The organism is Bowmanella pacifica (genome assembly GCF_014645355.1).
In the GTDB taxonomy this organism is placed as follows: Bacteria; Pseudomonadota; Gammaproteobacteria; order Enterobacterales; family Alteromonadaceae; genus Bowmanella; species Bowmanella pacifica.
The window spans coordinates 235,284-249,947 of record NZ_BMLS01000002.1 but is presented as its reverse complement, the minus strand read 5'-3'; the positions used below and the strand labels follow the sequence as shown (position 1 = coordinate 249,947).

Annotated in this window: 14 protein-coding genes; 11 read left to right on the top strand and 3 right to left on the bottom strand. The window is 50.1% G+C overall.

Going from position 1 to position 14,664, the window contains the following annotated elements; all coding sequences use genetic code 11:
- Positions 1-21: 21 nt before the first annotated feature.
- The 3 genes from srmB to IEX02_RS07210 form a co-directional block, all read right to left on the bottom strand.
- On the bottom strand, positions 22-1,239 hold the full coding sequence (gene srmB, locus IEX02_RS07220; RefSeq protein WP_188694045.1) for an ATP-dependent RNA helicase SrmB: 1,218 nt from the start codon (positions 1,237-1,239) through the stop codon (positions 22-24).
- Between the two features lie 74 nt (positions 1,240-1,313).
- Positions 1,314-2,039 carry a sulfite exporter TauE/SafE family protein gene (locus IEX02_RS07215; RefSeq protein ID WP_188692435.1) on the bottom strand — a complete coding sequence of 242 codons (726 nt, stop codon included), beginning with the start codon at positions 2,037-2,039 and terminating at the stop codon, positions 1,314-1,316.
- Complete coding sequence (locus IEX02_RS07210) at positions 2,036-2,881, bottom strand: LytR/AlgR family response regulator transcription factor (protein ID WP_188692432.1); 846 nt, start codon at positions 2,879-2,881, stop codon at positions 2,036-2,038. Before IEX02_RS07210 ends, IEX02_RS07215 begins: the two co-directional genes overlap by 4 nt.
- A 132-nt stretch (positions 2,882-3,013) precedes the next feature.
- Between IEX02_RS07210 and IEX02_RS07205 the strand changes: the two genes are divergently transcribed.
- From IEX02_RS07205 to cas6e, 11 genes are all read left to right on the top strand, one after another.
- Positions 3,014-4,225 carry an acyltransferase family protein gene (locus IEX02_RS07205; RefSeq protein WP_188692428.1) on the top strand — a complete coding sequence of 404 codons (1,212 nt, stop codon included), beginning with the start codon at positions 3,014-3,016 and terminating at the stop codon, positions 4,223-4,225.
- A 34-nt stretch (positions 4,226-4,259) separates the two neighbouring features.
- Positions 4,260-5,435: a winged helix-turn-helix domain-containing protein gene (locus IEX02_RS07200; protein ID WP_188692425.1), complete on the top strand. Its 1,176-nt coding sequence runs from the start codon at positions 4,260-4,262 to the stop codon at positions 5,433-5,435.
- 167 nt (positions 5,436-5,602) lie between these two features.
- Positions 5,603-6,481 carry a WYL domain-containing protein gene (locus IEX02_RS07195; RefSeq protein WP_188692422.1) on the top strand — a complete coding sequence of 293 codons (879 nt, stop codon included), beginning with the start codon at positions 5,603-5,605 and terminating at the stop codon, positions 6,479-6,481.
- 126 nt (positions 6,482-6,607) lie between these two features.
- A complete protein-coding gene (locus tag IEX02_RS07190) occupies positions 6,608-6,919 on the top strand; it encodes a 50S ribosome-binding protein YggL (protein ID WP_308422491.1) in 312 nt (103 codons plus the stop codon).
- Positions 6,920-6,931: 12 nt separating this feature from the next.
- Entirely contained in the window at positions 6,932-7,219 is a 288-nt protein-coding gene (locus IEX02_RS07185) for a hypothetical protein (RefSeq protein ID WP_188692416.1), read from the top strand.
- On the top strand, positions 7,216-9,987 hold the full coding sequence (gene cas3 / locus IEX02_RS07180) for a CRISPR-associated helicase Cas3' (protein WP_188692413.1): 2,772 nt from the start codon (positions 7,216-7,218) through the stop codon (positions 9,985-9,987). The genes IEX02_RS07185 and cas3 overlap by 4 nt, the downstream gene beginning before the upstream one ends.
- Positions 9,984-11,591, top strand: a complete 1,608-nt coding sequence (casA, locus tag IEX02_RS07175; protein WP_188692411.1) for a type I-E CRISPR-associated protein Cse1/CasA — start codon at positions 9,984-9,986, stop codon at positions 11,589-11,591. The genes cas3 and casA overlap by 4 nt, the downstream gene beginning before the upstream one ends.
- Positions 11,588-12,187: a type I-E CRISPR-associated protein Cse2/CasB gene (casB, locus tag IEX02_RS07170; protein ID WP_188692408.1), complete on the top strand. Its 600-nt coding sequence runs from the start codon at positions 11,588-11,590 to the stop codon at positions 12,185-12,187. The genes casA and casB overlap by 4 nt, the downstream gene beginning before the upstream one ends.
- Positions 12,188-12,203: 16 nt before the next feature.
- The gene (cas7e, locus tag IEX02_RS07165) at positions 12,204-13,238 is read left to right on the top strand and encodes a type I-E CRISPR-associated protein Cas7/Cse4/CasC (RefSeq protein ID WP_188692406.1); all 1,035 of its coding nucleotides are present in this window, start codon (positions 12,204-12,206) and stop codon (positions 13,236-13,238) included.
- Between the two features lie 10 nt (positions 13,239-13,248).
- On the top strand, positions 13,249-13,983 hold the full coding sequence (cas5e, locus tag IEX02_RS07160; protein ID WP_188692403.1) for a type I-E CRISPR-associated protein Cas5/CasD: 735 nt from the start codon (positions 13,249-13,251) through the stop codon (positions 13,981-13,983).
- The gene (cas6e, locus tag IEX02_RS07155) at positions 13,984-14,664 is read left to right on the top strand and encodes a type I-E CRISPR-associated protein Cas6/Cse3/CasE (protein ID WP_188692400.1); all 681 of its coding nucleotides are present in this window, start codon (positions 13,984-13,986) and stop codon (positions 14,662-14,664) included. It abuts the gene before it with no gap.

Sequence of the window (14,664 nt, the reverse complement as noted above, 5' to 3'; positions counted from 1 at the left end):
GGGAGCGTATAAGCTCCCGGGTTATTTCTTCTTTTTGACTTTTTTCTTGGCTGCGCTTTTCTTACCTGGCGCTTTTTTCTTTTTCGCCGGTAACTTAGGTGCTTTGTGTTTAGGTTTTAATTCCTCAATCACGCGGCGTTTCAGCGCTTCGCCGGTATAGCGTTCTACTTTAGGCACCATGGCAATATCATGGGCTTCCACCAATGAAATAGCGGTGCCTTTTTTACCGGCACGGCCGGTACGGCCAATACGGTGCAGGTAGATATCTGCGGTACGCGGCATATCGTAGTTGATGACATGACTGACATCGGGCACGTCGATACCGCGGGCGGCTACGTCGGTGGCGATCAGCAGCTTCACTTCACCGGCTTTAAACCTGGCAATGGCCAGATTACGCTTGTCCTGTGGCATTTCACCTTGCAGATAACAGTTGGCAATGCCTTCTGAGTCCAGCTTGCCGCGCAGTTCCATTAAACGGTCGCGGGTTTTCACAAACACAATGGCGGTTTGCACCTGGTTTTGCAGGATATGACGCAGCAGGGCAAATTTATGCGCTGCATCGTCACACAAGTGGATCCACTGCAGGATCTTACCTTGTTCGCTGCGGGTAGCGCTGGCCTGTACTTCAATGGGGTCGTTGAGAATGTCACGGGCAAAACGGGCCACGCCGCCGCCTTCCAGGGTGGCGGAGAACAGATAGGTTTGCTTGCGCCAGCGTGCCTCGGCGGCAATCTGGTTAACTATGCCGCCAAAGCCCATGTCCAGCATGCGGTCGGCTTCATCAAGAATAAAGATCTCGATTTCACGGCAGTCAAAGCTTTCTTTCTCAATGTGTTCGAACAGACGGCCTGGGGTGGCAACCAGAATATCCAGATTCTGCTCAAGCAGATCCTTGTCGGTACCATAGTTGATGCCGCCGGTGATCACGCCGCAGTTAAATCGGGTGAACTGGCTGAGCGCTTTGGCTTGCTCAAATACCTGCAGGGCCAACTCGCGGGTTGGGGTGAGGATCAAAACACGGCAAGCACCGGGATCGCGGCGTGGATTATCCAGTAAAAATTGTAGGGCCGGCAGCAAAAAGGCAGCGGTTTTACCTGTGCCGGTTGGTGCCGAGGCGAGGATATCGCGCATTTCCATCGCGGCCGGAATGACTTGTTGCTGGATCCCAGTGGGCTTTTTAAAACCCATTTCTTTACAAGCACTTACCAGCGCATCATCTAAATCCAACTCGTCAAACATCACCCGCCCCCTAATGGCCTTCATCAATCAGCCGGCGATTATAAGGTATGCCAGCGCCAATCCCTATCTTTTCGTTACCACAACATAGCCAGGGCGCAGAGGATCAGCATCAGGCACACCCCTTGCTTAAACTGTCGCTCATCCACTTTGTGATGCAACTTGTTCCCTATATAGATGGCCAGGTAAAGCACCGGGACATAGGCCAGAATGGTTAAGGCCACCGGCTGTATTTTGCCCTGCATGAGCATCACTACACTGTACAGGCTGTTCAGACAGAACCACACATACAACAACAGGGTGCGAAACTGGCCTTTGTTAAGCTCGCGGCTGCTGATGGCATACACCAGCAGCGGCCCACCAGAACCATACAGGCCCTGGCAGATACCGGCCAGAAAGGTCCAGCTTTGTTGCCACCAGGTGGGGCGGGGTTTTACCGGCAACTGATGATAGAGCTTGTACCATTCCCTAGCCGAGAACCACAGCACCAGAATGGCAAATCCACGTTTCAGCCAAACTCCCGGCAATTGTTCCAGCAATAAAATGCCCAGACCAAGACCGAGGATCATAATGGGCAAAATGCCTTGTAGCAGCAGCTTGGCATCCAGTTCACGGCGAAGCTTCCAAGCCATAGCGCCAGTGGCAAAGATATTCAGCGGTACTAAAACCGGCAGTAGCTCAGGTATGGCAAACATCAGACTGCCGATGGATACCGCGATTACCATACTGCCAAAGCCAATCATGGCCTGTACGGTAAAGCCCAGCCAAATGGCCAGGCCCAGCCATAGGTAATCAATGCTCATGATAAGGCGGCCTTAAAGCTGTCTTTGTAGCGGCGCGACAAGTTAAGTGTATGGCCGGATTTCAGCTGTATTTCGCCGTCGCCACTGCTTTGATAGCTGATGCTGTCTACTGCATTATGATTTACCGCATAGCTGCGATGAATACGGCTGAAGCCTTTTGCTTGCAGGCGCTCGCTAAGCTCACCTAAGGTAGCGCGCAGCGGATAGATGCGCCCCTGGCTGTGCAAATTCACGTAGTTGCCGGAGGATTCCAGATAGTCGATATCGGCCACCTTAACCAGAAACTCCCGGTCCAGTTTGCGCACCAGAAAATGTTCGGGCGCCTGGCTATGGCTGTCTTCCTGTTCATCCACCGGGCGGGCTTCGCCCTTCAGGCGGCTATAAACAAAGTGATAAAGCTGGTACATCAAAAACCAGAACAGATAGCCCCAGGCGTCTTTGCGGTATTCGTAGAAAAACTCTCTAAGCCAGGGCGCAAACTGGTAGTTACCGCCGCTAAAGTAATAAATCACTTCGCGAAATCCCACCATCAGCCCCACATGCAAAAGCGCAAACACAATAGTCGCCAAAAAGTGCAGCAGCAATTGCCGGCCAGGGGAGGATAAGCGCGGAGGAACGCGGGCAAACCAGGCAAAAAGTAATGGCGCAATCAAAAAGAAGGCCAGGGCACTGGTGTATTCCCAGGCGAAGGGTTCCCACAGAGCAATATGCGGTGTGCCGCCACGGCTGTGTTCCATCCATACCGAGGTGGCATTAATGCTGTTATTGATAAACAGGTAAGTGCCCAGGAGTAGCGCCACATATAAACGTGGATGGCGGTCAAACCGTTCAAACCAGCTCACTGAAAATAACTCCAAATTTCATCCCAGCATTCCACCGCTTGTCCCCAGGCCGCGTCAATTCAGCCTTTGCCTGTACTGGGCTGGTGATGCCGTCGCCATCATAAGGGCCTGACTTTACCTTAAGGGCTCACTATGACTCAAATAACAAATTCGCGCCGCTATGATATCGACTGGCTGCGCACCCTGGCGTTCGGCATTTTGATTTTTTATCACCTGGGCATGTACTACGTGTATGACTGGTGCTGGCATATTAAAAGTGAGCACCAAGCCCAATTTGTCTGGCTGCAGGATTTGATGATCCTGACCGGCCCCTGGCGTATGTCGCTACTGTTTTTTATCAGTGGTATTGCCCTGGCGCTGGTGGCTGACAAATACAGTCAGGGCAGTCTGGTCAGGCTGCGCAGTGCCCGGCTGTTTATTCCGCTGCTATTCGGCATGTTCGTCATTGTTGCGCCGCAAACCTATTTTGAGGCGCAGGATCAAGAGCTGATCCAACCCGGCTATTGGACCTTCTGGGTCGATTACATCAACCCCTGGACATCACTGCTGGTGGAGCATCACAGTATTATGGGCCTGCTAACCTGGAATCATCTGTGGTTTTTGCCCTACTTGTGGCTCTACAGCCTGTTGGTGATTGGGTTTATGCCTTGGCTAAACAGGCTGGGGGCAAGTAACTGGCTGAGTAATGTAAAAGGTCGCTGGGTGTTATTCACGGTGATAAGCGTACAGATCTGCGCCTGGTATTTCCTCAAGAAGGCATTCCCCAGCACCCATGATCTGGTGCAGGATTTGTACAACCATGCCAAGTATCTGCCGGTGTTTATCGGCGGTTATTTGCTTGCCCGTCAAGGCAAGTGGTGGCAGCAGGTCATCGCCTGGCGACATGTATTTTTAGTTGTGGCGGTGCTGGGCTATGTGTTTTTGCTTCTGGACAGGCACGGTGCCTTTGCCCCTCTGGCCGCCCAGTTTGATACCAATATTGCGATTAAGCTATTTTATGGCGTGATTGGTGCCACAGGTTACTGGGCGTGGATCCTGGCTTGTGTGGGGCTGGCCGGTCATTATCTAAATCTGCCCAGCAAACTGCTAAGCTACACGGATAAAGCCATCTTGCCCTGGTATATGCTGCATCAAACCCTGATTATTGTGGCGGCCGCCAACCTAAAGGCCTTGCAGTTATCCCCTGGGTTTGAAGCCCTGGTTATTTTGCTGCTAACACTTGCTGGCTGCTATCTGGGCTATGAGATTATCCGCCGCGTGCCTTTGCTGCGCTGGCTTTGCGGGTTGAAAAACCAGCCTGCTCAAACGAAAACGGCACTTGCCCCGCAGACGCCCATAGCTTAAAAAAGGTTGTCTGTTATCACCATTAGGCGAGCTGGTGGATATCCATCCCAATCAACTTAAGCAACTGGCCTTGCATCGCCAAGGCCTCACCCACACCAACGGCTGGCAAAGCGAGCAGGGGACCCTGGAGGCTATTTGCCAGCTTGGTTATGTGCAAATCGATTCCATTAATGTGGTGGAGCGCGCTCATCACCATAGCTTGTGGGCCAGGGTGGCAGATTATCAGCCAAGGCATCTGGAAAAGCTCTTACAAGACAGGCAGATCTTTGAGTACTGGTCACATGCGGCGGCGTTTTTACCCATGCAGGATTATCGTTTTGGTCTGTGGCGGATGCGCCGCATTGCCCAAGGGGAAAAGCATTGGTTTGAGCGGGACGATAAGATTATTCAGGAAGTACTGGCGCGAATTCGTATCGACGGACCGCTAAGCGCCGCTGAGTTTGAGCACAGCGGCAGCGCCAATGGCTGGTGGAACTGGAAACCGGCCAAACGCGCACTGGAGCAACTGTATATGGAAGGTGAGCTAATGGTCACCGAGCGGCGTAACTTCCAGAAGGTCTACGACCTCGCCGAGCGCATCCTACCAGGGGATGCCGACACCCGCCTGCCCAGCGATGAAGAGTTCGCCGACTATCTGATTTCCAGCTACCTGCACGCCCATGGCTTTGGCAGCGCCAAACAAATGGGCTATCTGCGTAAAGGCCCCATCCAAAAACTGCTGCAACAGCGGTTAGTCAGCATGCAGGAAGATGGCCGCATCACCGCCTTTAATCTGGCTGGGCAGCGCTATTTTGCCGACCCACAAGACCTGGCCAACCTGCCTGTGCGGCCCGAATCCCAGGCGCGACTTTTGCTGCTATCGCCTTTTGATAACCTGGTGATCCAGCGCGAGCGCCTAAAAGCCCTGTTTGCTTTTGATTACCAGATTGAATGCTATGTACCTAAAGAAAAACGCCAGTACGGCTATTTCTGCCTGCCGATGCTGTGGAAGCAACAGTTTGTCGGGCGAATGGACGTCAAAGCCGAGCGCAAAAGCGCAGTGCTACAGGTTGTACAGCTCAGCCTGGAGCCCGATTTTGCGCTGGATGATGAATTTATCCAGGCCCTACGCAAGGCCTTACAAGGCTACGCCGCATTTAATGGCTGCAAGAGCTTTAAGGTACTGGCGGTGAATCGACGGGGAGTGTTGCGGTTGGTGAATAAGCGGTAGGGCAGCGCTTTAATCAATATTACTGGCACTGGCGTGCAAAATAGCTCAAGGACCGAGCATTTAGTATTTGATAAAAAAGGAAAAAGTAGATAGAACTGGCCTTGGCAGGTTGGACGTAAATGCCAAGATCTGTCGGTGCGAATAATAATAATTGCAGGATGCGGCTGATGTACCCGACCTTAGTGCCTTCTACATACTTAGAATCACATCTATGGTTTATTGAATTACTAGCCTGGTGGCAGGGCAGGGTTAACGCTACGGATTTGTCGCGGCATTTTGCTATCAGCCGCACCCAGGCCAACAAGTATATGCAGCGCTATCGCGCGCTGTTTCCAGATAATCTCGATTATTGCCAAACTACCAAAGGTTTTGTGCCCCAACCCGATTTTAGCCTGCGTTGTATCAGCGGTGATGTTAGTGAGTATTTGGACTGGTTGGATAAACAGGGCTCCACAGTTTGTAACTCCTCTGCACACAGCAGCCATCAGTTCAATCATCAACCGATTACCCACACCAGCCTGACTTTGCCAAAACGCCAAGTGTCGCCGCTGATTATGCGCGCACTGGTTAGCGCTATTCGCACCCGGCAAAGGCTGGAGATTGGCTATGTCTCACTAAGTACGCCGGATGATCAAGGCCGGGTGATCCAGCCCCACACTTTTGTTAAAACCGGCTTGCGCTGGCATTTACGTGCTTATTGCGAGAAGTCTTCAGTATTTAAAGACTTTGTACTGAGTCGCTTTCGTGGGGAACCCGAATTATCCGGCCCTGCCAGGCAGGATCCCGCAGAGGATCTTGGCTGGCACACACATATTACCCTCACTTTGCAGCCCGACCCAAGGTTAAGCGCCGCCCAGCGGCAGATCATTGAACATGACTACCAGATGCAAAATGGTGAGCTGAAGTTACCGGTGCGAGCAGCCTTGGCTCAGTACCTGTTGCAAGAGTTACAGGTCAGCACCAAGTTTCTGGCCGGCAGCGGCGAAGCCCAACAACTGGTGTTAGTGAACCGGGATGAAGTTAAACCCTGGCTGTTTGACAGCTAAGACCTGTCAACAAAGTTGCCTGGTTTTATTTCAGGGATTGTTGGTTTGTGAGGAATGGCTACATTGAGCTTCCAGGCAATGAAATTCAACGAGCAAAACCATGATGAAAGCACGATATGACAATAAATCCCGCCGCCTCAGAAAAAGCTGTATCTGGGGGAGTTTACTGTGCTGGGTATGGATGTGGATTGCAGCCTGGACCTGGCAGGGGAAGATGAAGATATGTGGATTGATGCCTTCTTAGATTGGTTGGAAAGTCAGCACCTTTACTTTGGCGGCGCTGGACAAGTTAGCGGATATATCTGCGCTAACGGACGTTACGACAGTGTCACTCAAGTTCAGCGGCAATTGCTACATGACTGGCTAAGCGCACAAAGGTACATAAAGAACGTTGTACTCTCGCCTTTAAACAACGCCTGGTATGCCGACCAAGCATGATGGAGTTAGCTTGTGAGTATTGAGCATAACAATCAGTTTTTACATCAAGTTAAGCCCCGCCAATGCCCAAGCTGCGGTGCAAAAACCATCGCCGACTATGTTTATGGCCTGGCGGACGATCAGAAAACACAGAAAGCACACCAAGAAGGAAAAATCGTACTGGGCGGCTGCGATATGGGCCACATCTGCGCTGGTGAACCCTACCGGGCCTGGCAGTGTATGGGGTGCGGGGTGGATTTTTATTCTATGCAACAGATCAGCATAACAATTGCTCTGCAGAGCGAAAGGAATCTCAGATGATTAGCGCGGATATAAAATCCCATTCAGACAGTATCTATCGATACTGGGGCAAAGCAAACGCCTCGGCAGAGGATGTGCCTCAGTATCATCTGTTACCTTATCATTGCCTTGATGTAGCGGCGGTGGGCCATCGTCTGTTGTCCCAGCAAAGTCGGCTTGCTCAGGATATTGCTGAATTTTTGCAGATTGATACAGACCAACTAAGACAAATGTTTGTCTTTGCTCTGTTGCTGCATGACTTAGGTAAATTTGCTGCAGCCTTTCAGGGGCTAAAGCAATTTCCTGATTCCCCACTGATCAGTTACGAGAATTGTCCCCCATACGATGCCAAAAATGCCCGGCACGATATGCTCGGTGCGGTGTTGCTATTTCAACTATTCGAACGGCGTTTGTTGGATTTGGAGCAAGACCTAGCACTTGCTGATGATGACGACAGTGAAGATTTTTTGTTTTTGCTGTTGGATATATCAATGGGGCATCACGGTAAGCCCATCCAGAGAAGTACCGACAAAGTTGAGCAAAAACGCTTTTTCCAGTCTTACTGCCGGGAAAAGGACTTGTTAGCCGCGGCCGATTTTATCAAACAGGTCTATTGCCTTATTCCAGTTAATTGGCCTACTGAATTACTCTATCAAAGGGATTGGTTAGATAGATTTAAACAGATAAGTTGGCAATTGGCTGGAATGGCGGTGTTATCGGACTGGCTGGGCTCGGATAGCAGTATTTTTAATTATCAAGATTCCCCTGAATCACTAGCCGATTATTGGATTTCGGCGTTATCAAGAGCCGAACAGGCTGTGGCTAAAACAGAGTTGTTCAAACCGTTAGCCATTAATGGGTTTGACTCGGTAGCACAGCAGTTTGGCTTTAGCCCGTCACCATTGCAACGTTGGGCCGAGTTAGTGGTGATAGATGGTCCAGGGCAATTATTTATTCTGGAAGATGTCACTGGAGCAGGGAAAACCGAAGCTGCACTGGCCTTGACCCATCGGATGATGGCGCTGGGGCATGCCGATGGCTTCTATTTTGGTTTACCTACTATGGCTACGTCCAACGCCATGTATAAACGGGTGGCTAACCACTACAGAAAAATGTACCGCAAAGAAGGAGCCGCAGCTCCTAGCCTGGTGTTGGCGCATGGTGCCAACAAGATGGATGAAGAATATCAGGCCAGTATCGGTGAGCCTGAATTGGTGCCGTACCATTTGGACGATAACTATGCCAGGGAAGATGAATCCACCAGTAGTTTCTGTAATCAATGGCTGGCAGATTCACGAAAAAAGGCACTGTTGGCCCCGGTTGGTGTGGGGACTATCGATCAAGCCCTATTGGCGATTTTACCCAGAAAACATCAGGTTTTACGACTGCTGGGGCTGCATCGCAAAGTCTTGATCTTTGATGAAGTGCACAGTGCCGACAGTTATATGCTGGAACTTCTAGACGATCTGTTGCAAATGCACCTGCGCCAGGGCGGTAGTGCGATTTTATTAAGTGCCACTCTATCTACCATGCAGCGCAGTAAATTATGCCAAAGCTGGCAACAGGCCGCGCATATTGCCCAGCCGCAAATTCCACAGAATTTTAATTTTCCGCTGACCACGCATGTCAGTGCGAACGGTTATTTCAATGAAACTGAAATGAATAGTCGTCCAGAGGTCAGCCGGGAACTGGCTGTCGAATTTGTACATAGCGAAGCTGATTGTGTAGACCTGCTGGTTAACGCCGCGCAAGAAAATCAATGTGTGGTTTGGGTGCGCAATTCGGTGAAAGACGCGCTACGTGCCTATGAGGCAGTGGTTGAACAATTGGGAACTGAGGAAAATGTACTGTTGTTTCATAGCCGCTTTGTTCTAGGCGATAGAAAGCGTATTGAAGACAAAGTGCTGGCAATTTTCGGCAAAGCCTCAATGGCGAAAGATAGGGCAGGAAAGATCCTAATTTGTACCCAGGTTTTTCAGGAAAGCCTGGACGCTGATGCCGATCTGATGATCAGCGATCTTTGCCCTATTGATGATTTGATTCAGCGAGCCGGTCGGCTGCATCGCCATACCCGTAATGCGCAGCGTCAATATCAGGCCGGTATTACCGAGCACCGACCCGCTCCCCTGCTATTAGTCCATTGCCCCGAGTGGCAGGATGAACCCAAGGTGGATTGGTTATCCCGCCAGTTTAGGGACACTGAGGCTGTTTACCGCTCACCCGGAAAGCTTTGGCTGGGCTTAAGAATTCTTAGAGAACTGGGGGCGATTCGTATGCCCTTACAAGCACGACAGCTAATCGAAGCGGTTTACGGTGAAAATGCCCGTGAGCAGATCCCGGATAGTCTCACCGATAAACATTTACTGGCAGTGAGTAAAGACAGGCAAATGCAAGGTGCTGCCAACCAGCAAAAAATACAATGGGAGCTGGGCTATAACCAAGCCAGTGCCATTCATTGGTTTGACGACAGTATTGAAATTAGTACGCGTTTTAGTGATTTGGAGTATGTAGAGGTGTTGGTCTTGCGATCAACCAATGCCGGTAGCCTGGAACCACTGATTGGTGACACCAAATATCCGGTTGCCTTAAGCACTGTAAAGCTGGAAAAGCGCAAAACAGCTGATTGCTTAGCCATCATCCCTGAACACTTGGAAGCGCAGGTTAGAGCACTAAGCGAGAGATTTCCGGCAATCAAGTTTTTGCAATGTTGGTTACCGGAATTGGATAGCAATTTCAGTTATTGTTCTCAGAAAGGAGTGGTGAAAATGCAAAATGAGGAGGTGCAATGAATTTACTTATCGATCCTTGGCTGCCCTTTAAAACAAAGGATGGACAGGTGGTTACTCTACCCATCAGCCACCTTTCCAATTCAGATATTGTGGATTTTGCTTTGCCCAGGGCTGATTTTCAGGGGGCGGCCTATCAGTTTGCTATTGGCTTGCTGCAAACACTGTTGGCCCCGGAAGATAAGAAGGCGTGGCGACAACTCTGGCAAGAGCCTCCTAACCAGGATGTGCTGCAGCAACGATTTAATCAAGCGGCTCATGCCTTCCAGTTGTTTTATCCCGATAGCCAGCAAGGGCCGATGTTTATGCAGGATTTTGAGCACTTGAATGCGGCTCCTGTATCAGTCTCGTCTCTGCTGATTGAAGCGCCGGGAGGCAATACCCTGAAACTCAATACCGATCACTTTATCAAACGGAGCATTGGCGAATGCCTGTCGCCTGCCATGGCGGCGATGGCGCTTTTCACTTTGCAGATCAATGCACCTTCCGGCGGTCAGGGCCATCGAACCGGACTACGGGGCGGAGGGCCGTTAACCACGTTAGTATTACCGGAAGAGGATAATAGCAGTCTGTGGCAGAAACTTTGGCTGAATGTTTTAAGCCGGAATCTGTTTAACTACCCTCAAGCGGATTTGCACAGTGCGACGGTATTTCCCTGGTTGGCTAAAACCCGAACCAGCGAAAAGAAAGGCTCTGAAATCTACATGCAGGACAAGGATGTGCATCCACTACAGATGTATTGGGCCATGCCCAGGCGGATTCGACTGCAAGTGGAGCCTAAGCCTGCAATATGCCAGTTGTCGGGACAGCAGGCTGACTTTAGTGTGAGCCAGTATGTGACGCAAAATTTTGGTGCTAACTATGCTGGCACCTGGTCTCATCCTCTTACCCCTTATCGCTTTAATCCGAAAAAGCCGGAAGAGGAACATTTTTCGGTAAAAGGTCAACCGGGGGGAATCGGTTATCGCCAGTGGCATACGTTGAATCTTGATGTAAAGGAAGATGGCTATATACGGGCTAAAGTCATCGATTCTTTTGAGCATAACCACGGTCGCAGAGACAATCAGCATTACCGCCTTTGGGCCTTCGGCTTTGATATGGACAATATGAAAGCCAGAGGTTGGTACTCGGTACAATTCCCTTTGTACGAGATTGAAGAGCCTGCTAAAGAAGCTTTCCTTGTCTATGTGAAAGATTTTGTCGAGTTGGCCTCGCAGGCCAATTCGATGCTCAGAAGTCAGATAAAATCTGCTTGGTTTGAGCGCCCAGCAGAAGCCAAAGGTGATGTCAGTCAATTTGAGAAACAATTCTGGCAAAACACCGAAGCCGTATTTTTTCAATCGGTTAGTGCAGTGCTTGATGATTTGCAGTCTGGGGCGGGTCAGGTATCTGCCGATACTGCAAGGTTTTGGCTAACACACATTCAGCGGCAAACCCTGGATTTGTTTGACCAGGTCGTTATATCCACTCTGCAAGCAGACCGTAGCACCAAACGAAAAATCCAAGCGCGAATGTTGCTGGCCGGATGGCTGTATAAAGGCAAAACCGCGCAGACATTTAAAAGTACCTATCACATCCCAGATTCAACCAAGGAGCAGGCCGCATGAGTGAGCAACCCGTTTATGCCCGTCATTCTCTCTTGCAACAGCAGGAAATCAGACTGGCGCTACTCAACTGGTGGGAGGCAATGGTCTTATCTCCAGAACAACTGAAAAAGCACAAGCGCAAGGCTGCACCGAGTAAAAGAAGGGCCGAGCTGCGCCGTTGTGATTCTCCGGCTTCGGTTTTGCTTACCGATGGTTTTAGATCTTTGTGGCATGCATTACCAGAGGAAGTTCAGGCTGATGCCGCCGACCATCGGGTGATGGCCTGGGCTTGTATTGTCGGTGTTTTGGCTTATGTCGAAACCCAGACAGAAAAGCCTTTTGCCGCCAGTCTCGGTGAAGTTAAAGAGGGAACGGACAAAGCCAGGGTCAGTGAAATGCGCTTTCAGGCGCTGCAACAAGCGAAAACTGAGAATGAATTTTTTACCAGACTGCATCGTTTGATCAAGCAAATAGATAGGAAGGTCAACGTCCTGTCTTTGGCCGATGACATTCTTAGCTGGTTTGATGAACGCTATTACCGGCGTGCTGAAATGTCTAGCAATAACCTGGCAGTGCGCTGGGCACTGGCATATTACAAAGCGTCCCAATCTCATTAGTCAATAAGGAAATATCATGAGCAAATTTATTCAATTGCATCTGCTAACTTCTTATCCGCCCTCCAATCTGAACCGGGATGATTTGGGCAGGCCCAAAACCGCCCGTATGGGCGGCTCTGAGCGACTGCGTGTCAGTTCGCAAAGTTTGAAGCGGAATTGGCGTGTTTCTGACTTATTTGAGTCTGCCATGGCAGGTTCTATTGGTACCCGTACTAAAAAGCTGGGAGTTGTCGCGGCGCAGCAACTGCAAGCCAAGGGGGTTGAGAAGAAAAACGCTGACGAGTGGGCGGCAAGTATTGCCAAGCAATTCGGCAAGCTGAAAAAAGACTCGTTGGAAATTGAACAACTGGCACACGTTAGTCCGGCTGAACAACAGGGTGTTGATCAGTTGGTGGCGTTGCTGGCGTCAGAGAATAGGGCACCGCAAGAGGAAGAATTGAAATTACTGCGTGCCGACAATAGTGCAGTCGATATCGCGCTGTTTGGACGCATGTTGGCTTCCAGCCCGGAGTTTAATGTCGAAGCTGCCTGCCAGGTTGCCCATGCCATCAGTGTGCATAGCGTGGCAGTCGAGGATGACTATTTTACCGCTGTAGATGATTTGAATGTGGCTGAAGACGAAACCGGTGCCGGGCATATTGGTGAAGCGGGTTTTGCCGCCGCGCTGTTTTACAGCTATCTGTGTATCGATAAAGAGCAATTAGTTGAAAACCTGGCCGGTAATGTGGAGTTGGCCAATTGTGCTATTGCTGCACTAGCTGAAGCCGCGATGAAAGTCTCCCCAAAAGGAAAGCAAAACAGTTTCGCTTCTCGTGCTTACGCCTCATACGTGCTGGCGGAAAAAGGTGATCAACAGCCCCGTTCGTTATCTGTGGCATTTTTACAACCCGTGTATGACGAAGACCAGGCAGGCCAAGCTATTTCTAAATTAGAAAAGCAGGTTGATAACTTTGACAAGGTATACGGTGCCTGTGCCGATGCTCGTCAGCATATCAATGCGGTGACGGGTGAGGGTAGTTTTGATGAGCTGATTCGCTTTATAGCCGATTAAGGTGGCGGTTATGGAATATTTGGTTTTCAGGCTTTACGGGCCGATGGCTAGTTGGGGAGAGCCTGCCGTTGGCAGTGACCGACCTAGCGCATTGCGGCCAACTCGCTCCGCGCTACTGGGGCTGGTCGCAGCAGCGTTAGGTATTAAACGTGAAGAGCAGGCGCAGCACGACAAATTGAACGCCAGCCTGCGATTTGCTATCAAGCAAATTTCTGCCGGGGTTCTGCTGCGTGACTTTCATACTGCCCAAGTACCTTCCCAAGACCGAAAGTCGGTACTTCGGACTCGCAAAGACGAGTTAAAAGGGGACAAACTAAATACTGTTTTGTCGAGCAGGGATTTTCGCAGTGACGGACTGTGGATTGTAGCCATTGAAGTGACTGATAACAGTAAGTGGGATATACAACAAATCCAACAAGCCTTACTGAAGCCCAAGTTTACCCTCTATCTCGGTCGGAAATCTTGCCCATTGGCAGCCCCGCTTTCGCCTCAACTGACATCAACAGATGATCTGCAGACGGCGTTGGACATCGCATTCGAGCCTTTGCTGGGCAGTATTGATGAAGACAGGATGTGGCTCCCTAAATCGGAGCGTGCGGCTTACTACTGGCAGGAAGGCATGGTGTCTGGTTCACTCCGTGGTGTAAGTAGCAATAAAGTGTGGGATGAGCCGGTGCACCGAGGAAGATGGCAATTTACCAGCCGTGTTGAACACAGTGCTAGCATGCAAAGGGAGAAACCTTAGATGTTTTTATCTAAAGTTAGTTTGAACAACAGTGCATTGGCGAAAAAAGAGTTGGTGAAATTGGTCGACAAAGGAGCCTACGCTAGTCACCAGTTATTATGGAAGCTATTTGCCGACCCGACTGCCACAGAACGGCCGTTTATATTTAGAGAAGAACAATGCCATGGGGCACCGATATTCTATGTGCTGTCTCACATTCCCCCCATACATCGGCCTGAGATCTTTACTCAGCAGGTAAAGCCTTTTACGCCCAAACTGGAACCTGGTAGTCGTTTAGCTTTTCAACTTCGCGCCAATCCCACTATCAACATCAAAGATGGTAGTAAAAATGGCAAGACCCATGATGTATTGATGCATGCCAAACGTCAGTTACCTGAAAACAAAGATAAGGATATTCAACATGTTAAGAAGGTACAGGAATCTGCCGCCAAGCAATGGCTGATGGACGAAGAACGACTGAATGCGATAGGGGTTGCAATGGAGCTGGAGCCGGATGTGGTGAGTTATCAGCAACACTGCACATACAAGCGTGATACCAGGGCACCTATAAGATTCTCGACCGTTGATTATCAAGGAGTAATAAAAGTAATGGAGCCAGAGTTGTTTATTGGCAAGCTATCAGCAGGGATTGGCAGGGCCAAAGCCTTTGGCTGTGGTCTGATGCTTATCAGGCGAGTTTAA

What these genes read in the sequence shown, in the direction of transcription:
- srmB (WP_188694045.1), bottom strand. Translation starts at nt 1,239, where the DNA reads ATGTTTGACGAGTTGGATTTAGATGATGCGCTGGTAAGTGCTTGTAAA.
- IEX02_RS07215 (WP_188692435.1), bottom strand. Translation starts at nt 2,039, where the DNA reads ATGAGCATTGATTACCTATGGCTGGGCCTGGCCATTTGGCTGGGCTTT.
- IEX02_RS07205 (WP_188692428.1), top strand. Translation starts at nt 3,014, where the DNA reads ATGACTCAAATAACAAATTCGCGCCGCTATGATATCGACTGGCTGCGC.
- IEX02_RS07195 (WP_188692422.1), top strand. Translation starts at nt 5,603, where the DNA reads ATGTACCCGACCTTAGTGCCTTCTACATACTTAGAATCACATCTATGG.
- cas3 (WP_188692413.1), top strand. Translation starts at nt 7,216, where the DNA reads ATGATTAGCGCGGATATAAAATCCCATTCAGACAGTATCTATCGATAC.
- casA (WP_188692411.1), top strand. Translation starts at nt 9,984, where the DNA reads ATGAATTTACTTATCGATCCTTGGCTGCCCTTTAAAACAAAGGATGGA.
- casB (WP_188692408.1), top strand. Translation starts at nt 11,588, where the DNA reads ATGAGTGAGCAACCCGTTTATGCCCGTCATTCTCTCTTGCAACAGCAG.
- cas7e (WP_188692406.1), top strand. Translation starts at nt 12,204, where the DNA reads ATGAGCAAATTTATTCAATTGCATCTGCTAACTTCTTATCCGCCCTCC.
- cas5e (WP_188692403.1), top strand. Translation starts at nt 13,249, where the DNA reads ATGGAATATTTGGTTTTCAGGCTTTACGGGCCGATGGCTAGTTGGGGA.
- cas6e (WP_188692400.1), top strand. Translation starts at nt 13,984, where the DNA reads ATGTTTTTATCTAAAGTTAGTTTGAACAACAGTGCATTGGCGAAAAAA.